The organism is Pseudoalteromonas rubra (assembly GCF_005886805.2).
Lineage (GTDB): Bacteria > Pseudomonadota > Gammaproteobacteria > Enterobacterales > Alteromonadaceae > Pseudoalteromonas > Pseudoalteromonas rubra_D.
On the sequence record NZ_CP045429.1, the window covers coordinates 555,088 to 577,220 of the forward strand.

General features: G+C 49.0%; 20 protein-coding genes and 1 riboswitch. Of the genes, 9 read left to right on the plus strand and 11 right to left on the minus strand.

Annotated elements, in window-relative coordinates:
- Positions 1–5: 5 nt before the first annotated feature.
- Positions 6–494, minus strand: a complete 489-nt coding sequence (locus tag CWC22_RS02455; protein WP_138536741.1) for a hypothetical protein — start codon at positions 492–494, stop codon at positions 6–8.
- 413 nt (positions 495–907) lie between these two features.
- Complete coding sequence (gene argE / locus CWC22_RS02460) at positions 908–2,071, minus strand: acetylornithine deacetylase (RefSeq protein WP_138536743.1); 1,164 nt, start codon at positions 2,069–2,071, stop codon at positions 908–910.
- A 173-nt stretch (positions 2,072–2,244) separates the two neighbouring features.
- Here argE and argC point away from each other — a divergent pair, with 173 nt between their 5' ends.
- The 6 genes from argC to CWC22_RS02490 all read left to right on the plus strand — a co-directional run bounded on the left by argC (position 2,245) and on the right by CWC22_RS02490 (position 8,895).
- Entirely contained in the window at positions 2,245–3,255 is a 1,011-nt protein-coding gene (gene argC / locus CWC22_RS02465) for an N-acetyl-gamma-glutamyl-phosphate reductase (RefSeq protein ID WP_138536745.1), read from the plus strand.
- A gap of 3 nt (positions 3,256–3,258) precedes the next feature.
- Complete coding sequence (argB, locus tag CWC22_RS02470; RefSeq protein ID WP_125558412.1) at positions 3,259–4,041, plus strand: acetylglutamate kinase; 783 nt, start codon at positions 3,259–3,261, stop codon at positions 4,039–4,041.
- A gap of 8 nt (positions 4,042–4,049) precedes the next feature.
- Positions 4,050–4,970, plus strand: coding sequence for an ornithine carbamoyltransferase (locus tag CWC22_RS02475; protein WP_010383340.1), 921 nt, complete (start codon positions 4,050–4,052; stop codon positions 4,968–4,970).
- A gap of 31 nt (positions 4,971–5,001) precedes the next feature.
- Entirely contained in the window at positions 5,002–6,216 is a 1,215-nt protein-coding gene (locus CWC22_RS02480) for an argininosuccinate synthase (protein ID WP_138536747.1), read from the plus strand.
- A 24-nt stretch (positions 6,217–6,240) separates the two neighbouring features.
- Entirely contained in the window at positions 6,241–8,106 is a 1,866-nt protein-coding gene (gene argH, locus CWC22_RS02485) for an argininosuccinate lyase (RefSeq protein WP_138536749.1), read from the plus strand.
- Between the two features lie 273 nt (positions 8,107–8,379).
- The gene (locus tag CWC22_RS02490; RefSeq protein ID WP_125558404.1) at positions 8,380–8,895 is read left to right on the plus strand and encodes a hypothetical protein; all 516 of its coding nucleotides are present in this window, start codon (positions 8,380–8,382) and stop codon (positions 8,893–8,895) included.
- A 44-nt stretch (positions 8,896–8,939) separates the two neighbouring features.
- Here CWC22_RS02490 and CWC22_RS02495 read toward each other — a convergent pair whose 3' ends face one another.
- Both CWC22_RS02495 and coaD read right to left on the minus strand, forming a co-directional pair.
- A complete protein-coding gene (locus tag CWC22_RS02495) occupies positions 8,940–10,304 on the minus strand; it encodes a capsule assembly Wzi family protein (RefSeq protein WP_138536751.1) in 1,365 nt (454 codons plus the stop codon).
- Entirely contained in the window at positions 10,301–10,783 is a 483-nt protein-coding gene (coaD, locus tag CWC22_RS02500; protein ID WP_138536836.1) for a pantetheine-phosphate adenylyltransferase, read from the minus strand. The genes CWC22_RS02495 and coaD overlap by 4 nt, the downstream gene beginning before the upstream one ends.
- A 174-nt stretch (positions 10,784–10,957) precedes the next feature.
- On the opposite strand from coaD, the gene CWC22_RS02505 reads away from it, so the two are divergent.
- The gene (locus tag CWC22_RS02505; RefSeq protein ID WP_125558398.1) at positions 10,958–11,614 is read left to right on the plus strand and encodes a TetR/AcrR family transcriptional regulator; all 657 of its coding nucleotides are present in this window, start codon (positions 10,958–10,960) and stop codon (positions 11,612–11,614) included.
- A gap of 125 nt (positions 11,615–11,739) precedes the next feature.
- The gene (gene thiI, locus CWC22_RS02510; RefSeq protein ID WP_138536753.1) at positions 11,740–13,197 is read left to right on the plus strand and encodes a tRNA uracil 4-sulfurtransferase ThiI; all 1,458 of its coding nucleotides are present in this window, start codon (positions 11,740–11,742) and stop codon (positions 13,195–13,197) included.
- A gap of 51 nt (positions 13,198–13,248) precedes the next feature.
- Here thiI and CWC22_RS02515 read toward each other — a convergent pair whose 3' ends face one another.
- From CWC22_RS02515 to CWC22_RS02545, 7 genes are all read right to left on the minus strand, one after another.
- Positions 13,249–14,262 (minus strand): twin-arginine translocation signal domain-containing protein, encoded by a 1,014-nt coding sequence (locus CWC22_RS02515; RefSeq protein WP_138536755.1) that lies wholly within the window; start codon positions 14,260–14,262, stop codon positions 13,249–13,251.
- 3 nt (positions 14,263–14,265) lie between these two features.
- A complete protein-coding gene (locus tag CWC22_RS02520) occupies positions 14,266–15,198 on the minus strand; it encodes a hypothetical protein (RefSeq protein WP_138536757.1) in 933 nt (310 codons plus the stop codon).
- A gap of 70 nt (positions 15,199–15,268) precedes the next feature.
- The gene (locus CWC22_RS02525; RefSeq protein WP_138536759.1) at positions 15,269–16,963 is read right to left on the minus strand and encodes a thiamine pyrophosphate-binding protein; all 1,695 of its coding nucleotides are present in this window, start codon (positions 16,961–16,963) and stop codon (positions 15,269–15,271) included.
- Positions 16,964–16,980: 17 nt separating this feature from the next.
- Positions 16,981–18,474 carry a flavin monoamine oxidase family protein gene (locus CWC22_RS02530; RefSeq protein ID WP_138536761.1) on the minus strand — a complete coding sequence of 498 codons (1,494 nt, stop codon included), beginning with the start codon at positions 18,472–18,474 and terminating at the stop codon, positions 16,981–16,983.
- A 24-nt stretch (positions 18,475–18,498) separates the two neighbouring features.
- Positions 18,499–19,329 (minus strand): alpha/beta hydrolase, encoded by an 831-nt coding sequence (locus CWC22_RS02535; protein ID WP_125558386.1) that lies wholly within the window; start codon positions 19,327–19,329, stop codon positions 18,499–18,501.
- Between the two features lie 595 nt (positions 19,330–19,924).
- The gene (locus tag CWC22_RS02540) at positions 19,925–20,833 is read right to left on the minus strand and encodes a ketopantoate reductase family protein (RefSeq protein WP_138536763.1); all 909 of its coding nucleotides are present in this window, start codon (positions 20,831–20,833) and stop codon (positions 19,925–19,927) included.
- Complete coding sequence (locus CWC22_RS02545) at positions 20,826–21,179, minus strand: VanZ family protein (protein ID WP_171044998.1); 354 nt, start codon at positions 21,177–21,179, stop codon at positions 20,826–20,828. Before CWC22_RS02545 ends, CWC22_RS02540 begins: the two co-directional genes overlap by 8 nt.
- Positions 21,180–21,348: 169 nt before the next feature.
- Between CWC22_RS02545 and CWC22_RS02550 the strand changes: the two genes are divergently transcribed.
- Positions 21,349–21,831 (plus strand): YajQ family cyclic di-GMP-binding protein, encoded by a 483-nt coding sequence (locus tag CWC22_RS02550; protein ID WP_010383320.1) that lies wholly within the window; start codon positions 21,349–21,351, stop codon positions 21,829–21,831.
- Between the two features lie 100 nt (positions 21,832–21,931).
- Positions 21,932–22,119, plus strand: a riboswitch (cobalamin riboswitch).
- Positions 22,120–22,133: the final 14 nt, after the last annotated feature.

Consider the following 22,133-nt stretch of genomic DNA (forward strand, 5'->3'; position numbering starts at 1 on the left):
GCTCCTTAATCCAGGTTATGTGTTTTTGCTGTGTGCCCGGGGAAGGCCCAGGTACCATATCCAGGCTGCTTGGCACCCATAGGGTGACTGCCCAACGCATTCCAGACCAGGCCCTGAATATAGGCATTGCTTGAAATCACATAGTCTTCAACGGGCGGTTTATCGGCGCTGAAGTCATCGACTCCATAGAGGGCATTCCAGTCAGCTGGCAGCTGATACCAGATGGAGAGGTACCACATCTTGATGATGTTTCTGGCAACGGGCCCGAGTTTGGCACTATTCCAGATCTGGTCGTAAAAGCGCGCCTGATTGGTATCATTGTCGAGTGCACCAATCTGCTCTGCCTGAGCGTAAAGTGCTTCAATTACGTCCTGACGGACCCATTTACTGAGTGTCTGACAGTAAACCGGACCGACGCCCGTGCCTTGTAACTCGACTTCTTGGTAGCCAGTCAGTGCGGCACTGAGGCGATAAAAGTCGCTCAGTCTGTACATAAGTTTGCCCCTGATAGTGTAATGAGAAAAATCTGCGAGCGGCACGCATCAAAGGAGGGAGACAAACGTAACTGACAGCGATATGCCTGCCGAGACAAGCACGGCTAAACACATAGCAGATACTATCTGGATTGTGATAATAAGAGAGTAGATTGCACATCTTTTGCCCCTTCCTTGTCAGTAGACAGATACTGCGGCGTCCTATGCTGACAGTCGATGGCCCCGAACGGCCCTAGGTGCATCCATGGCGGACCATACCGCGCAAATGGGCACACCTTCACGGATGGCGACCTGTTGCGCTTGACGGGGCGCATATTGACAGGCCGTTACCGATCTTGTGTTACATCTGTTCAGGTATAGTGTCTGGTTGAGTTTTGTGCAAATTACACCTTATTACACGGGAGCTGAATGATTCAGCTAAAGCATTGTTGGCGGATTAATTCAGTCAGAATTTGCTGACTGGGTTTGATTTTTTCCATTGCGAGATATTCATCTGGCTGATGTGCCTGAGCAATTGAGCCCGGTCCCATGACAATGGTCTCGCATCCAAGCTGCTGTAAAAAGGGCGCTTCTGTACAGTAATTCACGGCAACGGCCTGTTGACCTGAAATTTTTTCAGCCAGCTTCACCAGTGCGCAATCCCGGGTGCCATGAAATGCGGGAATGGGGTCATGCAGATCTATGACAGACACGCTATCTGGATAGCGCTCATTGATAGGGGCTACAGCCTGCATTAATAAGGCCTGCAGCTCGGTAATGCTGAGTCCGGGCAGTGGACGCAGGTCGATATGTAACTCGCAACAGCCGCAAATGCGGTTGGCATTGTCACCTCCATGAATATGACCTAAATTCAAGGTAGGGTAGGGAATGACGAAATCAGATAGTGAATATTTATTCTTTAAATCTTCTTTTAGTTGTAACAGATTGGTAATCACTTGCTGCATGACTTCAATGGCATTGAGACCTCGTTCGGGATCTGAGCTATGGCCAGATCGACCGGTGATCCGAATGGCCGAAGACATGTGCCCTTTGTGCGTATAAACCGGCACCATATCGGTTGGTTCACCGATAATACAGCGTGCCGGTTTGAGGTTTGCGTGGCGCGCGATTTCTTGTGCACCTGCCATGGTGATCTCTTCATCTGCGGTGGCCAGGATCATCACCGGAGCACTTTGCTGTACTTCTTGCAGCTCCTCCAGTGCTTTCAACACAAAGGCAAAAAAGCCCTTCATGTCAATGCTGCCTAAGCCATACAAGCGATTGTCTTTTTCACTGAGCTGGAAAGGGTCAAAATTCCAGCAGCTGTCGTCAAAGGGCACCGTATCTGTGTGTCCGGCCAGCATCAGCCCCCCTGCTTGTTCTGCCATACCGGGCGGGCACTTGCGGGCGAGCAGATTGAATTTACCGGGTGCGCTGTGTAGCTCGGTGATTTCGGTACTAAAGCCCAGTTGTTCACACCAATGTGCAAGCAGCTCAATGACTGCGCGGTTACTTTGATTAAGACTGGGATCGAGCGCACTGACTGAGGGGCGGGCGATGAGCTCGCTGTACATAGTTTTAAAGTCGGGAAGTGGCATGTATTTATCCTAAAATATTTATTCAAACCTGTTGCATAAAAATCTATATGTATGTAAGGTGAATATCAATTCATTTTTTTAGCATAAATATAGAGGGTGCAACAATGCGACGATAACATCATCAATAGCAGATTTATATGGTCTTTGTGTTTACTAATTTATAAGAGTTATCGATGTTTAACGTAGCAATTGTTGGCGCCAGCGGATATAGCGGCGCAGAGTTGGCCAGTTTGGTGGCCCGTCATCCGGGTTTGCACCTCAGTGGCTGTTATGTGTCCGCACAGAGTTTAGATAAAGGGAAGTATCTGAGTGAGTTATATCCTGAACATACAGGTTTACTTGATGTCTCCCTGCTCCCTTTGACGGATGAGACGTTTGCAGACATAGCCGACAGTGATGTCGACTATGTCTGCCTTTGTACCGATCACAAGGTAAGCGTTGAGCTTGCCCAGACTTTTCTTGCCATGGGTAAAAAGGTCTTCGACCTGTCCGGTGCTTACCGGCTCAAAAGCAGTGCTGATTACGAACAATATTATGGATTTAGCCACCCTTATTCGCAGTGGCTCGATAAAGCACAGTATGGTCTGGTTGAATGGTACGGTGACGTTTTGAGCGAGGCCCAGCTGGTGGCTGTGCCCGGCTGCTATCCAACCGCCGCATTAAATGCGCTGAAACCTCTTAAACAGGCCGATTTACTAAGCGATGACACCATTATTATTAATGCGGTCTCAGGCGTCACGGGTGCCGGGCGTAAAGCGAGCCTCACAACGCATTTTTGTGAAGTTTCTCTGGCGCCCTATGGTTTGTTTAATCACAGACATACACCTGAAATTGAGCGCTATCTTGCGCATCCCGTTTTGTTTACGCCACACCTGGGAAATTTCCCCCGTGGGATCCTCGAAACTATTTATGTTTCGCTCAAGCCAGGTGTATCTGCACATCAGGTAGCACAGGCCTATCAGGTGCTGGCAGACGAGCCATTGATCCGGCTTAAAGGTGATGCGCTGCCTTCTATCAAAGGGGTGGCAAACCGGGCCTTTGTCGATATTGGCTGGCAACAACAGGGGCAACAACTGATTGTCACAGTGGCCATAGATAATTTATTGAAAGGTGCGGCAGGACAGGCGCTGCAATGTATGAATCTGGCCAGTCAGTATCCGCATGAACAAGGGTTGATGGGGTAATTCATGACAGATAAAAAAACCTGGGTGATCAAACTTGGTGGTGCTGTGCTGAATTCAGAGCACGCCGCGCATGATTTATTTATCGCGCTGAAATCACTGGCTCAGCAAGGTGATAAAGACAACTTTGTAGTAGTGCATGGCGGTGGTGCATTAGTAGACCGCTGGCTCAGTGATGCCGGGTTTGCGACCGCTAAACATCAGGGGCTGCGGATCAGTCCCAAAGAGCAGATGCCTTACATAGTCGGTGCATTAGCTGGGTGCGCAAACAAACAGTTAATGGCACAGGCAATTACAGCGGGTCTGGTGCCGGCAGGGATCAGTTTATACGAAGCAGGCCTGCTGACTACGCAGAAACTCAAGGCGTTGGGGCAGGTTGGCACCTGTGAAGCAGCGCACGAAAGCCTGATCCCCGAGCTGCTGGCTGCTGGAAGAATCCCCTTAGTTAGCTCGATTGGCATTGGTGCAGACGGCGCGCTGTTTAATGTCAATGCGGATGAAGCAGCAGCTGCGCTGGCACATCAACTCGGTGGTGAGCTGATTTTTATGACGGATGTTGAAGCTGTGCTGGATGGCACAGGTCAGCCATTAGCGCAACTCAACAGTGACCAGATAGAACAACTGATAGCACAGAAGGTGATTGTGGGCGGGATGGAGGTCAAAGTTAAGACCAGTCTTCACGCTGCCCGACATTTACGACGTGGGGTGTATATCTCAAGCTGGCAGAAGCCAGATAACCTGCTTGCCCTGATTGAGGGCCAGCACGTCGGAACCCATATTCTACCGTAGGAAGCCTTATGTCGAGTCATTTTATTACTGGTCTAGAGTTGGATAAAAGCCAGATCCTAAAACTGCTTGCGCTTGCAAGTGACATTAAACAACAGCCGCAGGAATTTGCCCACGCACTGGCGGGTAAATCTGTGGTCACTTTATTTGAAAAGCCCAGCCTCAGAACCCGTTTGTCATTTGATATTGGGATCAACAAACTCGGAGGACACGCCGTTTATCTGGATCAGCAAAACGGTGCTATGGGCAGCCGTGAGTCTGTGCAGGACTTTGCATTGAACATCGCCACCTGGGCAGATGCACTGGTCGCTCGTGTTTCGTCTCATCACACTTTAGAGGTGCTGGCTGAATACTCTGATATCCCGGTGGTGAATAGTCTCTGTGATTTGTATCACCCTTGTCAGGCGCTGGCCGATTTTTTGACGTTGCAGGAGGTGTTTGGCGATGTTAGCCAGATCAAGCTGGCCTACCTGGGCGAAGGCAACAATGTTTGCCAGTCATTATTATTGCTGGCCGCGACTCTGGGGGCCGATTTTGTTGCGGTTTGTCCCAAAGGACACTCTCCTGATGCCCAGATTGTTAAGCAGGCAGAGCAAATTGCGGCGGTAAACGGGGCATCGGTGCTGATCAGCGATCGTATCGAAGCGGCGGCAGGTGCCAATGTGTTGTACACAGATACCTGGGTGTCTATGGGGAGTGATACCTCACTGGAACAGGCGAAAGCGACCTTTATGCCGTATCAGCTCAATCAAACATTACTCGAACAGACCGGGGCCAGCACGGTACTGCATTGCCAGCCTGCTCACCGTGGTTATGAGATCACGTCTGAGGTGATGGACGGGCCTAAAGCACGGATCCTGCAACAGGCTGAGAACCGCATGCATGCGCAAAATGCCCTGTTACTCGCGCTCATGAACAAACAGATCGTCTGAGCCAATCGATTTAAGTATTAAGGTAAATATTATGGAAAACATTAAAAAAGTAGTGCTGGCTTATTCCGGTGGTCTGGATACCTCAGCGATTGTGCCCTGGTTAAAAGAAAACTATGGCTGTGAAGTGGTCGCGTTTGTAGCCGATGTGGGCCAGGGTGATGAGGAGCTTCAGGGCGTGGAAGAGAAAGCCCTGGCGTCGGGGGCCAGTGAATGTCATATCGTTGATCTCAAAGCTGAACTGGTCAGTGAGTATATTTATCCTACTTTACAAAGTGGTGCGGTGTACGAGGGTACCTATTTACTGGGTACTTCAATGGCTCGACCTATTATTGCTAAGGCACAGGTAGAAATTGCGCGCAAAGTGGGCGCGGATGCACTGTCTCATGGCTGTACGGGTAAAGGCAATGATCAGGTGCGGTTTGAGTCCTGTTTTGCCGCACTAGCACCCGATCTGGCAGTGATTGCGCCATGGCGTGAGTGGTCTCTGTCCAGTCGTGAGTCTTTGCTGGATTATCTGGCTGAACGCAATATTCCGTGTGCAGCTTCTGCAACTAAAATTTATAGCCGTGATGCCAATGCCTGGCATATTTCCCATGAGGGAGGCGAACTGGAAGATCCCTGGAATCAACCGAGTGATCAGGTCTGGACCTGGACGGCTTCGCCTGAGCAGGCACCCAATGAAGCCGAGCTGGTGAGTGTGCAAATTGAGTCTGGGCAGGTGGTGGCGGTTAATGGTCAAGTCCTGACTCCCTATCACTGTTTGCTCACGCTCAATGAAATTGCTGCAAAGCATGGCGTGGGGCGAATTGATATTGTCGAAAACCGCCTGGTGGGTATGAAGTCACGGGGTTGTTATGAAACGCCGGGAGGCACAGTAATGGTGGCCGCATTACAGGCTATTGATGAGCTGGTGCTGGATAAAGCGAGTCGCAAATGGAAAGAAACAGTCGCCAATGAATTTGCCCACTTGGTATATGACGGGCGCTGGTTTACGCCGTTGAAAGATTCTCTGTTGGCTGCGGCGCAATCTCTGGCCCAGGTTGCGACGGGTGAAGTGGTACTGAAGCTATACAAAGGACAGGTCAGTGCCGTGCAAAAACGTTCTGTGAACAGCCTATATAGTGAGGACTTTGCAACCTTTGGCGAAGACGATGTGTACAATCAGTCTCATGCCGAAGGTTTTATTCGCCTGTTCTCTTTGTCCAGCCGTATTGCGGCATTGAACAAACAAAAGTCAGTCAAGTAAAGGTAACCAGAGGAGTAAAGTAACATGGCATTGTGGGGTGGGCGCTTTTCGTCTGGGCCGGATGAGGCCTTCAAACAATTTAATGATTCCTTGCCGTTCGATTATCAGCTGGCTGAGCAGGATATTGTTGGTTCGATTGCCTGGGCTGGGGCACTTAAGCAGGTTCAGGTCCTGACTGGCGATGAGCATGCCCAACTGGTCGCGGCGTTGCAGGCGCTACTCGAGGAAGCCAGTGCTGATCCGCGTGCCATTGCTACGGCCGGCTATGAAGACATTCATTCTTATGTCGAGGCGCGCCTGATTGAAAAAGTCGGCGATCTGGGTAAAAAGTTACACACAGGTCGTAGTCGTAATGATCAGGTGGCCACCGACTTTCGCTTATGGTGCCGTGATAGTGGTTACAAAATCCTGGACGCACTGACGACGTTAAAAACGGCTTTCGTTGCATTGGCAGAGCGTGAGCTGGGCACTATTTTACCAGGTTATACCCACTTGCAGCGGGCACAACCTGTGCTGTTCAGTCACTGGTGCATGGCCTATGTGGAAATGCTGGAGCGCGATACGTCGCGCCTGCAAGATGCCATAACACGGTTGAATGAATGTCCACTTGGCAGTGGGGCGCTGGCAGGCACAGCCTATGCTATCGACAGAGAACGGCTGGCTGCTGAGCTGGAGTTCAACTGTGCCACCCGCAATAGCTTAGATGCCGTGTCAGATCGGGACTTTGTCCTGGAGTTGCTGAGTTGTGCCTCGATCTCTATGCTGCACCTGTCACGTCTGGCCGAGGATATGATTTTTTATAACTCCGGCGAGGCGGGCTTTATTGACCTCGGTGACAATGTGACATCCGGCTCCTCTTTAATGCCACAGAAGAAAAATCCCGATGCACTGGAGCTTATTCGGGGCAAAACGGGGCGTGTATTTGGGGCCTTCAGCGCCATGATGATGACGTTGAAAGCCTTGCCACTGGCTTATAACAAGGATATGCAGGAAGACAAAGAAGGGGTGTTCGACGCCATGCCAACCTGGCTGGCGGCACTGCATATGGCGCAGTCTTGCATTGAAAGTGTGAAGGTAAACGCCGATAAAACCAAACAGGCGGCACAAGGTGGTCATGCCAATGCCACAGAGCTGGCCGATTATCTGGTTGCAAAGGGGATCCCTTTCCGTGAAGGCCATCATATTGTGGGTCAATTGGTACAGCTGGCGCTGAGTGAACAAAAAAACCTTGAAGATCTTAGTCTTGCACAGTTTCAGTCGGTGTGTCCGCACATTGAGCAGGATGTTTATCCGGTATTACAACTTGATGCCTGTATTGCAGCACGCAGTGCGAAAGGTGGTACGTCGGTGACTCAGGTTTCTGCGGCCATCGGTGTGGCGAAAAAAAAACAGCGAATCACGGTGCGTGATGCCTCTTTAAACGATGTAGAGGCCATCGCAGGGTTGATCCAGTACTGGGCCAAAGTGGGCGAAAACCTACCGCGTGCCAAAAGTGACATGATCCACAGTATCAATGAGTTTGCTGTGACTGAGGTCGATGGCAAGGTCACCGGTTGTGCATCGCTTTATATTTACGATACGGGGTTGGCTGAGATCCGCTCCCTGGGCGTCGACCCGTCGATACCAGTAAAAGGACAGGGGCAGCTGCTTGTAGCGCACCTGCTTGCCAAAGCCAAGCGTCTGGCGTTAAAGCGTGTCATTGTGCTGACCCGGGTGCCAGGTTTTTTTGATAAGCAAGGGTTCAGTGGGTGTAACAAAGACAGCCTGCCCGAAAAAGTCATGAAAGACTGTGAACTGTGTTTGCGTAAAAACAACTGCGATGAAGTGGCTATGGAATACATGTTACAGGTTGCAGAACCTGCACGTATACCCTGTCAGTTTGTGGCGTGAGTGACAGAACATTGATTTAGCGAAAGTGTCTTGCGGGCACTTTTTTCATTTCTGCGCCCATCTGCACCAGGGATCGTTTGTTAGCCATGGCACTCAAAGTCAGTAAAGTCCTCCCACAAAGCTGGTCAAAGTGTGGCAGTGTTTGATAGAGTAGCGCCACACAATAAGAGTTTGAAATACTTGACGAAGTCTTATACCAATTTCACTTAATTAAGCAAATTTGTATTAAATGGCTTGGTCTATGTTCGCACAAACCACAAAACAGCGATACTTATGATATTTGATTATTTTGGCTTAAGTACCGGTGCCATGGTGCTCTGGGGCTTTTATATGGCTTTTTTGCTCAGTGCCGGGCTGGCAGTACTGGGTATAAACATTAACAAGCAAGTTCTGTCTGCTTCTCTGATCCTATCGTTGTCGTACAGCCTGAGCGATCTTTTTATGTCTATCGACATGGTCGCCAGCGATTTTATCTACTGGGCGAGTTATGATGTCCTGACCGTGGTGGCTTTGTTCATTGCCCGGTATAGGTGGTTCAGGCATGCACCGCTGCAACCCGCTTTTTTTTATTGCGTGCTAGCGCTAAGCATAAATGCCTCGATGTTTTTCATGATGTACGTGGACTCCTACATACTTGGTACGATGGATCCCTGGCTGTTGTGGTACATTTATTCGTGGACAGTGATCAGTGCAGACTTTGTGATGGTGGGGGCTCTGATAACGAATCGTGATTTTTTAGCATTGTATCGTTTGTTTTATCCGCAACCGTATACGGCACAAAAAGCGTGATGACAAGCGTTGGTACCGCCCGAATAGGATCGGGCGGAAAAAGCTTAGAATCGATACTCCCAACTGACGGATGCTGACGTTTCGTTGTTTGAATCGGTCGTACCTTTATCACGCCAATACGCCAAATCCAACTTTAGCAAGCCGCTAAACAGACCTTGTTGATAACCAACCTGAATTAAATCCCGATCGAGATTGAGCGTCTCAAATTCTAGTCGTTTTAGCTTGGCGTAACCGCCTATGCCGCCCATACCGTAATAGTTTGCGCCTAAGCTGACAGAGGTTGCCTGTGGTCCCATGTGTGCACCCAGCCAGCGGCCCCGTTCGCGGTAATCAGCGCCTTTGCCAGTGGTGGCAAAGTCACACTGAAAACTGGCTTGCTGAGCCTGGCAATCCGTTTCTGTATCACTGTATTCAAGATAGGATTTAATGCGATATTCTGATGTGCTCCAGAAAGCTTCTGCGCCTAAGGTGAAAGCCCCATTGTCTGGTAGCGCCCCTTGGTCATTGTCGCCACTTACTTCACCGTAGAAAGCCACAGGCACACCTGCAATACGTGAGGCGTATTTGACATCCATGCTGCTCAGGCGTTGCTGGTTCTGAGTTTTATCCTCCGGGTCTGTTCGGTATACGAAATCGCTGGCTGTGGTGGCATAAGATACTTCCAATCCCGGTAAAGGAAAGGCCGACACTCTGACGCCCCAGAAGTCTTTTTCGCTGGCGTCAGCTAACTGCGGACGCTGCTTTGCTGCGATTGCGGTAATTTGCCAGGGGCCAATAAATGATAAGAAGCTTGGGCCGCTGTAATTGGTATTGGCCCGGCTGATACGCAACGCTTTCATCGGGGCCGCGTTATTAGAGAGTAACAAGGCGTTTTCATTACCCGGACCCCACCAGTAATCGAGTCGCTCTGCGCTAAACGCCCAGTCTCCCAGCAACACTGCCAGATGGCTGCCATGATGATTGACCTTTTTGCCGTCTTGTGGGTCTTCGGCATAGTTAACTTGTACGCGTGCACTGACATTGCTGCCGGTGATCTGACCATAACTGCTAACCCCGCCGCGAGAGCGGGATTGCTGACCAAACCCCGCCGGCATCGTTTGTTCATCACCATAATGCGTGACTATGCCTGAGTGCTTGTCATTCTTGGCCTGATCCAAGGCATGGTTTACATGTTGCAGCGCAAACTGAGCATCTTCGGGCAGCTGAGCCGGATCTGCTTTGGCCAGATCATCCACCAGGCCATTCCACATCAAAGGGTACTGGTTAACTGGGCGTTGAATCACGCCTGCGCTGACAAGCAAGTCAATCGAATGCTTAAGATGGCTTTGCCCGGCATCAATCCAGGGAGCAGAATAGGCAGATGCTGAGGCCAGTGCCAGACTGCTTAACATAAAACAGGAGCGCATCATCCGTGTAATTTTTCCTCTAGAGCTTTAGCCACTAATGGGCTGACAAATTCGCTGACATCACCATGATGTAAAGCGACTTCTTTGACCAGTGTAGAAGAGATAAAAGAGTTTTTCTCAGAAGGCGTCAGAAACACACTTTCCAATTCAGGAAATAAGCGACGATTCATGTTTGCCAGCTGAAATTCATAATCGAAATCAGAAACCGCTCTGATCCCACGGATCAGCACATTGGCTTGTTGCTGACGGGCCAGGTCGACGAGTAGTCCGCTAAAGCCAATGACTTTAACATTGTCATGTTCCGCCAATACATCTTTTGCCAACGCAACACGTTCATCCAAAGTAAAGCAGGGTTTTTTGTTTGGGTTATGTGCGATGGCTAAAATGACAGTGTCGAACATTTTGGCCGCGCGTTTGATTAAATCGGCGTGTCCATTGGTGAGCGGATCAAAGGTGCCCGGATATAAAGCGGTTACTTGCATGTCTGGATCATAAAAGTTCAAATTCGCTCTATATTATCAAGCTTACGGCACAATATCACTGGTCTGATTTCAAAATGAAAATTTAATGTTATTCCCATTTAGTGCTATTTTCACTGGGCGTTATAACCGAAAGGTTACTTGCTTCATTAATTACGTGTTATCAGAGAACCGAATATGAATACCAAGGAAAAAATTATTCGTACCAGTATCGCCTTGTTTAATTTACATGGCGAGCGAACAATCACCACCAACCACATCGCTTCTAATATGGGGATCAGTCCTGGCAATCTGTATTACCATTTTAAAAATAAAGAAGACATTATTCGCAATATTTTTGCTTTGTATAGTGAGCACTTAAGTACCCACTTCAAGCCATTAGAAGCCCATGATGAACCCGTTGAACAGTTGACCCAGTATCTCGATTCGCTGTTTGAGCTGATGTGGCGTTATCATTTCTTCTACGATAACCTCAACGATATTTTGGTGCGCGACGATGTCCTTAAAAAAGACTATATTGCGTTTCAGGCGCGATTGTTTGAGCAGGTGAAAGCAGTCGTTATTGGTCTGCGACAGGCCGAAGTCATCGCGATCAGCAATGAGGATGCCAATGAGCTGGCACACATGCTGAAAATGGTGGTGAGCTTTTGGACACCTTACGTGAAAGCCCGCAGAATGACCGGGGTATTGGAGCAACAGGATATCTACAATGGCATTGTGAAGGTCTTGATGCTGTTTAAACCCTATGCCACCTCACTGAGCCGGGACAAAATCCAACATCTACAGCAACACTATCAGGCAATGGCGGATGCGTCTTTACCCAGCATAGCTTGATCCCACAGACCAGAAAAGCTGGTTATCCTCTGTATATTTCCTAGTCTTTAATAAGTCTGCTATAATCGCGCGCCCGTTGTCGGCGCGCCAATTGCGCATTCATGTCCAAACCAAGAGTGACTTCTATGTTTAAATTTATCGTCAAATTGCACCCTGAAATCGTGATCAAAAGTAAATCGGTTCGCAAACGCTTTACTATGGTACTCGAACGAAACATCAAACTGGTGCTGAGCCGCTTTGACGAAAAAGTGACGGTAAAAAATAACTGGGACAACATCACAGTGGTAACGCACAGCGAAGATCCTAAGATCCGCCAAGCGTTTATCAGTGGTTTGGGCCGCATTCCAGGCATTGTGCAGTTTCTTGAAGTGCAGGAAACCACTTTTGAAACACTGGACGACATTTATCAAACCGCACTGCCTTTGGTGGGCCCGCAAATCGAAAATAAGACGTTCTGTGTTCGGGTGAAACGTCAGGGGGATCATGACTTTACTTCCAGTGACGTAGAAAGGTATGTCGGCGGTGGTTTGAACCAGAACGTGCCGGGCGCACGGGTGCAATTACGCAAACCTGAGGTCACGGTTAAAATTGAAGTAAAAGGCGATCGTGCTTATATTGTCACAACCAAACATTTGGGTATGGGTGGTTTCCCATTGCCAACACAAGAAGACGTGTTGTCTCTGATGTCGGGTGGCTTTGACTCGGGTGTGGCCAGCTACCAGATGATCCGTAAAGGCGCGAGAACCCACTTCTTGTTCTTCAACCTGGGTGGTGCGGCACATGAGATTGGTGTAAAGCAGGTGAGTCACTACTTGTGGAAGCAATACAGCTCAACGCATAAGGTACGTTTTATCACGGTAGACTTTGAACCTGTGGTGGCAGAGATTTTGGAGAACATCGAAAGCAGCCAGATGGGCGTCGTGCTCAAACGTATGATGATGCGTGCTGGTTCCGCCGTTGCTGAGCGCTTTGGTATTCAGGCATTAGTGACTGGTGAGTGTATTGGTCAGGTGTCGAGTCAAACGCTGGCAAACCTGAATGTGATTGATCGTGTCACCGAAACCCTGATCTTACGCCCTCTGATCCAATATGATAAAGAAGAGATCATTCGCATTGCGCGCCAGATTGGCACCTGTGAAATGGCGGAGTCCATGCCTGAGTACTGTGGTGTGATCTCGAAAAAGCCGACGGTTAAAGCGAAGCTGGAAAAAATCGAAGCTGAAGAAGGCAAGTTTGACTTTGATGTGCTGGATACCGTGGTGGAAAACGCCATCGTGAAAGACATTCGCGAGATTGAGGCTGAGGCAAAAGAAGAAGTTAAAGAAGCTGAAAATGTCAGCGATCTGCCTGCGGGTGCCGTGGTGGTTGATATTCGCTCTCCGGAAGAGGAAGATGCCGATCCACTTGAGCTGGAGGGAATTGAAGTGATCCACTTGCCATTTTTCCGCCTCGCGACGAAGTTTGGCGATTTACCACAGGACAAAGATTACTACCTCTATTGTAATAAAGGCGTGATGAGCCAGTTGCAGGCCCTGATCCTGCACGAAAATGGCTTTGCCAACGTCAGAGTCTATCGCCCATAAGGGTTTACCCCCTACAGGTGTGGCTGAGCAACGGCTCAGCCACACCACATGTTACCCCAGCGTTACCTTTTTCAATGCCACACCGGAACGGCTCAGAGCTGATTCAACCAACCGGATAGTCAGCGGATCGCGGCTACTCCCTTGTTGCATCCAGACTAATGACTGAGCAGTGCGCGCTGTGACCTGTGTCTTATCGTGCAGCGCACTGAGGTAATGACGCGCGAATATCGCCTGGCTGGTCATATCATTAGAGATATTCAGGATCCCCGGATGGACACATTTTTCCTCGCACTGCGCAGTATCAGTGGTTGCGACAAATCGCGTTGCGTTGTTCGCCACTAGCCTGACTTTGGCAAACACCGCGCGGTTGAGCACGGAGATTTTGGTGACATCATCCAGTTGCCCGGCATACTGAGCCAGCCCATCAGCAGCCAACAGGGTTTGTGCAATGGCATGTTCGGGGATGACAGGCTGACCATGCTGATCGGTCAGCTGGCCCAGGTATACGATATGATCGGCACGCTTAGCACTGTGCAAAACGCGTAAAGCCGGTAAACCCTGAGGGAGCGTCAATGTCTCCCAGTGTGTATTGCCCAGGGTATTAACAAAATGTTCCGGTTTAAATGCCTTGCCCAGCGCCTTGCTTGCCGAGACCACCAGTGACGAGGTTGTCTGGAGGTCGTGTTCACTGCGATAAGCAATGGTGATTTGCTGCGCCTTCACCCCTTGTGCCAGCAGATGCTTCAGGCTTGCATGCAGGAGTTTGCTGTCAACACTGTAAGGAAATGGTTTATCCGACACGACACCCAGAACAATCAGAACCTGATGGCCTGTCCGGATCGGCAAATCCAGCGTGTCAGCCAGTGCCATGTACTGATCCTGCATGTGGGCTTGTTCTTGTAAGCCAGCATTTTTCAGCGTGGCTGTGGCGACGACGCCCTGATGCACATCAATGGTGTTTTGCCAGGCAAACGTGGGGGTGCTGGTTGCCAGCGCGCCCAGTCCCAGTCCGGTCCCTTTTAAAAAGGAACGCCTGGACACAGTGGTGTGTTGCTGATTTTTCATAGATTAAGAAACCTTTTGATAGAGAGCCAGGTATTCAGGAAGCGCCTGGTGTGAGTTCAGCGCGTGCATATCGACCAGTTTGAACCCATATTGCGCAATTTCCCGGTGCCATGTTGTTGCGGAGCGCAGTCGTGTGCGTTGCGCGGCAGCTTGCTGCCAGGGTTGCCCTTCAAACAGATTGGTCCAGTCATTCAGCACTGCCGCAAAGTGCTGTTGCACAGGTTTTTGTACGTCATAGAGGCGCATGGCAAGGTGACCACCAGAGGTCATTTTTCGACTCAGCCCTGACATCATCCCGGTAAACATCCCTTGGCTGTAACAGTGTGGGCCGTCATAAATGGCAGCCAGTTGCAAATGGGTGTCTTCGTTCAGCGCCTGTGCGTGTTGATCTACTTCAGTGGTTGTGGTGATACTGATCACATCGGATCGCGCGATGGGACTGTAACTTGCCGGCATAGGCCGGGTAACAGTCAATTTGCGACCACTCACTTGTGGCAACTGAGCAATGGGATCAAAGCTGCTGTTGGGTAAGCCAAAACTGATGTAACCGTCTACCGGGACTGCAGTGATGAGATCTTGTAATGACTCAATACACTGGATTTGACGATCCTGATAGCGATGCATGTTGATCAGATTCAGGTTCATTGAGTCCTGCGTCACTAGTTCGTTAAGGCGCGTGTAGATAGCGTGTTCACTCTCTAGTTGCGCGATACATTGGATCGCCTGTGTATGGATCTCAGCATCCTGATAAAGGTGTAGTTGCTGAGCCAGAATGGGCAGCAATTCAGTCAGTCGATTTTTGTCCAGGTAGAGTGCATGATAGCTATTCTCCTGATTTAACAAGGCCCTGACTAACGGAGAGGCTGCAACCTGACAACCAGTCAGTCCTGCAAGTGCGAAACTGCTTTTTAAAAACGTACGCCGCGACAATGTCATCCTTATACCCTTGTGCTGAAGAGGCGTAAACGCCTCTTGAAACGATTAAAAGAATAAATACCTGATTGGCTTAAATACCCAAGAAAGCACGGTTTTCGGCCGGCAGATCTTTCATTGGGATCTGTGCTGCAATAACGCAGGGTTGATCCGGACGAGCATGTGCGTGATGCAGTGCGCCCAGCAGATCATCATAACTGGTGACCCTGAGGCCAATTCCGCCATTGTAGACATGGGGCATGTTTTCGTACTTCCAGCCATTGAGCATCACGTAGTCCAGTGGGGCTTTGTTCGGCTCAGTAAAGAAAGTGCCATCGATCAGGAACTGCTCAATGGCATACGAACCGTTGTCGATGATCACTATGATGCCAGGTATCTGATTCTGGACGAATGACGAGAAGGCTTGCGACACCATTTGGAAACCGCCATCACCTGTCACTATCAGTGGCCGTTTGCCAGTTGCAAAGTAAGCGCCGATTGCGGCGGGTGTGCCCTGACCGATTGACAACCAGATGGGGTTTGAAAGGAAGCATTGGGTATCCAGTACCGGAATATCTGCTCCTGGGAAACTGGCCAGGCAAGTGTCCAGGCTGATGTAATAAGGATCAGGTTGTTCCGTCAGGAAGTCACCAATCGCAGCAAAGATGCCGTCGTGACCGAGCGTGCCGTTATACGGGTCATCACCCAGTTTGGATTGCCATTGTGCACGGCGATCCTGGTACGTTTGTCCTGCTACGGTAGGGATTTGGCGATCTGTGTGAGTCAACTCAGGTAATTGATTCAGTGACTCTAAAGAGGCGCCCAGTGACAGTTTAGGCAGCACCTCGGTCCCTATCATGGCTTTATTGAATGCGACACGAAGCAGTTTGTCGCCCAGAGAGGTGACCATGTAGCGATGGTCAATACCGAATAAACACCCGAGGGCAATGACGCAATCTGACGATTCAACGCCCTGAGTCACAGTGGACGGTGCCAGATCGCTATCATAAACGCCGCAGAACAGCGGGTGAGATTCACTAACCAGTGATTTGGACAATAAGGTGGTATAAAACGGCAAGTTTTGTGCTTCAACAAATCGCATGGCCTCATCGATTAAGTCAAAACGCACCAGCTCAGCTCCTAACAAGACCACCGGATTGCTTGCTTGAGCAAGTTTGTCGGCGACGGCCTGCGTGAAGGGTCTTGCTCCTCGTTTAAAGCGCTTCGGACTGTAAGCCAGGTTAGGAGAAAAATGACCAATCGGTTGCTTCCATAGATCTTGTGGGATCTCGATGTAAACCGGACCTGAGCGTTCAATGGCCATGATCAACAAACGATCGATGCGGTCTGCTGCGCCTTCCAGAGTGCGGATCTCCGCTGCACCCAGAGTTAGCTTACGAAACACTTTCAGGTCTGTTTTGCCAAATCCGGTTGAGTGGGAGAAGAGGACGTCATATTCTGCTTCCAGGCGTAAATCTTTGTCTGTTGGGCCACCATTGATCACTGCCAATGGCACGCGTTCAGTGAGGGCACTGGCAATGCCGTTTGCCATACTGAGCGTACCAACGCCATACGCGACCGATACCGCACCGATTGCCCCTTGTCTGCCGTAGCCATCAGCAGCATAGCCGGCTTCCAGCTCGTTGACTGTATTCACAAACTGCATATCCGGGTCGGCTACCAGGCTATCAATAAAATCTGAGCATGAAGTGCCGGGCACCCCAAATACGTGATAACAACCAAGTTGCTTTAGTCTGAGCGTAATAAACTCAGCAACAGTGTAAGACATGTTCTTTCCTTAAATAGTTATGCTTTTTGACTTATGTACTGGACGGCTTCCAGCGCCGATACCAGGGCACCCTGGATCCATGAGTGGTAAAGGGAGCAATGTTCCCCGGCGAAACATAAGCGCTGTTCAGGCGCACTCATCAGTGCGTAATAATCCTGATGATCTCTGGGGTTAAAAAAGGCGTAAGCGCCTGCTGAATGGGTGTGGTTCGTCCAGCTCCAGCGCAGCACACTCAAAATATCGTCGCGTTCGATATAGGGATGCACTTTCTTCAGCTCAGTGTAAATAAACTCTTTAAGCTCGAAGTTATTCAGTGTGTCGACCCGGCGTGCATGCTGGCCCCAGGTGTAAGATGCCAACAAGTAACTGGGAGAGCGCGATACCTGAGGATCTTTGCTTTGCGCGTTGTCTGCCGGGAACCAGGTATGGCCCAGGCCCACATCATAGATGGTGCTGCCGCCATAAATCCCTTCGTTGAGTTCCCAGAAACGGTTTTTCGTTCGGATAAGCACTTTGGTTGCTGAATCATAATTGACCTGTGCAAATGCCCGGGACTTGAGCGGGTTGATGGACTGGTTAAAGTCTACCTTGCCGAGCACACCAAAGGGCAGTGTACAAATGGCAAAGTCTGAACGCAGTGTGTGTTTAGAGCGATCTCTGAGCTGGTACGTGACAGCAACGCCACTGGCCTGGTTGTCAATAGCGATTACCCGCGCACCCGCTTTAAACTGCACGCCATGCTGGATCTTTTCGAATAGCTTGCGAGGTAACAAGTCGGTGCCCCCAACGACTTCGTCGAAGCCATCAAACCAGACGCGCTCCAGCTCTTCTCTGAGGTGCTCGGAAAAGGACGTTTGCATCAGTGTGGATACACCATAAATGGCACTGACATATTCCAGTGCATCGAGACTTAAGCCGGCTGCAACGAACGCGTCTTTTAATGACATGTCATCCAGTGCTTTGAGCCTTTCGCTGTCTAGTGTTCTGTTATAAAGCGCCTTTTTTTCATCACTGCTGAGTGAATTGAGGACCTCGGTGACCGCGATTTCCCACATGTTGTCGGCAGACATTTTTTGCTCCGCCGGACTGAGGGTAAAATGCTGTTTTAACTGTTCGAACCCGGCTTCACTGCGGGGGACTTTCTGACCTCGGATCATGGCAAAGGTCTTGTCATTTTCCTGAACGAAATGGCGCATTTTCAGTCCCATTTCGCGAATGTAATGACGAGTCAGGTGATGCTCTGTGGGGATCCGCATTGCGCCCAGCTCCGCGTATAATTTGTCAGACTCTCGCAGTGTTCTGACCCGTCCGCCAATGTGACTAGGGTCGGCCTCCAAAAGGGTGACTTTTGCCCCCAGTCTCAACAGCTCATAGGCTGCGCTGAGGCCTGCGACACCTGCACCAATGATAGTCACAGTAGGTCGTGTGGTAAGACTGTTGTCTTGCAATGCTCGCACCTTGTTGAGTACAACCAGCGGATCAGGAACAATGTTTGAAATACCTTTTTGCATACTTTTCAATCCTTGTCTGCATGTTTAAAGTTGCAAAGCCTGAGTGATGACTTCAGCCAGTTCAAATGGTTTGGTGAGCATGGGCAAATGGCCGGAATCCAGGCTATAGGTCTGCGTAATACCAATGGATTCAGCAATTTTCTTTTGTGAGGACAGAGAAATAATCTTGTCCTGAATGGCGAAAACATAGGCTTTATTAATTGGCGCCAAAGTGGCTTTGCTCAGCATCACTTTGCCATCTCCGGTAATGGCTGGCTCATCGACTGAGTTATCCAGTACAAACTGTTGCTGGGATTTGCTGTGTGTTTCAGTGAATGAAGATAAATAGGCTGAAGTATCGGAAATCTTCATCCAGCCATCTTCATATGTGATCCCGGAAAAATAATGATCTTCATCCTGTTTGCTTAGCAGCGCAAAAGGCTTAGCGCCTTCTATCGGTGCAACGGCACTAACATAGACAATGTCACTGATGTTGACATCATTACATAGCGTGATGGCTTTGTGTACAACGGCACCGCCCTGGCTATGTGCAACCAGTGCCAGTGGTTGGGGATACGATCGTAAATGTGTACACAAACTTTGAGCTGCATGATCTAAGGTGATGGATTTAGGATCTATGGTGGTTTTGCGCCCGGGTAAGTCAACGACGTAGTTGCTGATCCCTTTCTTTGTCAGTTGAGATTGCACCGTTGACCAGGCGGTTCCTTTCGAATGCGCGCCATGAATAAATATGACAGATTTTTTATGGGCGTCTGTCTCTTGAGTAAGAGATTGCACAGGTGCTTGTTGAGAAGTGCTATTACAGCCACTCAAAATAACAGCACAGCTCAACGGCAACCAAACCTTTGAGTTCATATTAAATCCTTCTTGATTAAAGTAAAGGCTGTTGAAATCGCGGGCATGGTAGCAAAAAAAATTCCCAATATTAAGCTCGGTTTATACTGTGTTTTCTTGGTGTTTACATTCTGTAAACCTATGAATTGCGTATTATGTTTTGAATGCTGATTGAGTAGGTAAGTTAAAAATGCGGTTTTCCTGGGTAATTATTCAGGTTGGATTGGGCGTTATAAAATAGACTTTTGTCTAATCGATAAGAAAAAATATTTCATGCTTACCGCGTCGCTTGCAGGACCTGATACTAAATTAGTCTCCATTATCGAACCATTTACATGCTTTTTATTCACGAGCATCATTTGACAATGAATAATTCATGCATGCTCTGTAGCGTGACAAATGTGTCATTTTATCGCTTGACGACGACTCTCTGTCTGGGAGTGCATAAAGTGACATTGCATCATGACAGCTGATTGTTGTAAAAACTGCAGAAAATCTAAATAAAAATCATTACCAAAAATTTTGAATTTTGTGAGCCAGAGGCATTTTTTGGTCGCTCAGGTTACTTTTTACAGAATAAAGTAGTGAAAATAGTGCGCTGAGAAAGGTCTTGGTACTACTTATGAATGGGATGTAGTGATTGTACTTGCTTGAGCAGGCGAGCATTGTGGGGGGCGGTGATCCCCAATTGTTTTGCCAGTTCGGTGACATAGCCGCACATAGCATCGATTTCCGTACGTCTGTGGTTGCTGACATCCTGAGCCATTGAAGAAAAGTTGCCCGCCGTCAGTGTCATTACTTGATAGGCACGCGCAAGCTCTTCGTTAAGTTTCAGTGGTACTCCGATATGATTGGCAATCGTGCAGGCCTCATTTAACACAGACAATACCTGACTGGCGTAGCAAGGTGCACGCAGGCGACCGTTTTTGAGCCCGGTAAGGGCGCTGAGCGGATTGATAGCAAGATTGACACACAGCTTTTGCCATCGCAACAACTGAATATCATTGGCCAGTTCTGCGTCTTGTAATGTAGGTTCAAGAAGGTGTTTAAACACCCTTTGTGCGCGCTGCTGTGCGACTGGGTTACAGGGACCAAACAGGCTTTTACCGGGGCCGGTATATTCAACTGTTGTGCTGTCAGGCTTCCACCCACCCATACTGGTAGAAAGAAAAAACAATCCTTGCTGCTCGTTAAGTGCATCGGTGATGGGCGCCAGCGCCTGGATCCCGTTGTGGCTCAAAATGACATTGGCATCCTGAGTAAGATGAGGCTTCAGCGATATAAAGGCGTCAGTAAGCTGATAGGATTTAACCGGGATAATACACAGTGAAACAGGCTGTTGTTGTTGCGTCAGGGCTTGCCAGGTCACGCACTTTACGGCCAGTTGCTTGCGCTGTAGATGCGTTTGGAAAAATACCGCCTCAGTAGGTGTTCGGGTGATCAGGGTAACCTGATGGGTGTTTGCCAGTTTTTCGGCAAGTAACAAGCCTATCGCCCCTTTGCCGACTATAAACAACTCAGACATATGATTTGCCTGTTTTGCGGCAGTAGATCCAATAGGCGGCAAAGTAGCTGATGGCGCCCGCAAGATCGGCCATAAAGTCTCCCCAGGAAGCTTGACGATAGGGGAGTGAGTCCTGCATCCACTCAATGCCAGCACCGTAAAGCGTTAGCAGTACCAGATGAAACCAGATCTTAAAGCGAAATGCATGGTGAGAGAAAAACGCCAGTATGAAAAATACCCCAAAGTGGGCGACTTTGTCGGCGTGTTCAAATCTAACAATTTGATTGGTCTGGATCTCTTTGGCAAACAAAAAAGTGCAAACGGCTAAAGAGAGTAATAACAGGCATTGATAAAGTCGACGCGCCACAAATACTTCCAAATCATTAGGGGTGAAAAATCCAGTATATCATTGAAATCTGAAAATGGGATGAAGCTACGCAATTCCGTTCCGAATTATAAAACGCGTGTTCAGAGGGTGGTCGCGCCGTGGCCTTTGGGTTGCTATAATCCGGAAAAACATTATCCAGGAGCTAGATATGCCTTCTTTTGACATTGTGTCTGAAATTGATATGACTGAGGCGAGAAACACTGTTGATAACGCCGATCGTGAATTGAGCACGCGTTTTGATTTTCGTGGTGTAGAAGCCTCATTTGAGCTGAACGATGAAGTGATCACGCTGAAAAGTGAGTCAGAACAACAAGTGATGCAATTATTCGATATGTTGGTAGGGAAAGCGGCAAAGCGTGGCTTGGACGTGGCTAGTTTTGAGCTTAAAAATGTCGAAAAGTCGGGTAAGTACGTGTCACGTAAAGTGATGCTGAAGCAAGGTATCGACAAAGATATGGCAAAGAAAGTGGTTAAGGCCATCAAAGACTCGAAGATCAAAGTGCAAGCTTCAATTCAGGGCGAAACAGTGCGCGTGACTGGTAAAAAGCGTGATGATTTGCAAGAAACCATGCAATTGATCCGTGGCGCAGAGCTTGGTCAGCCTTTCCAGTTTAAAAACTTTCGGGATTAATCACGTAAGTTGAACCTTTCTTGTGTTTGGCATGCTAAAGATTAATAAATATTTTTAGCATGCTAGACGTCCGTTGCTTTTTATTCCCAGATCTCCGACAATAGCGCCAATTTTTCAGGGTGTCAGATCAGGAGCCTGGAGCCTCTTAAAGATCTGAATAATCGGGAAGCTGGTGCATGCCACAGGAACAGGCATTAGTCCGGCGCTGCCCCCGCAACGGTGAGCTTATCGCAACTAAGAGGTTGTGGTAAGTAAGTCCGGAAACCGGCCCTGAAGCACACTCAATAGTTGTAATTCACGCG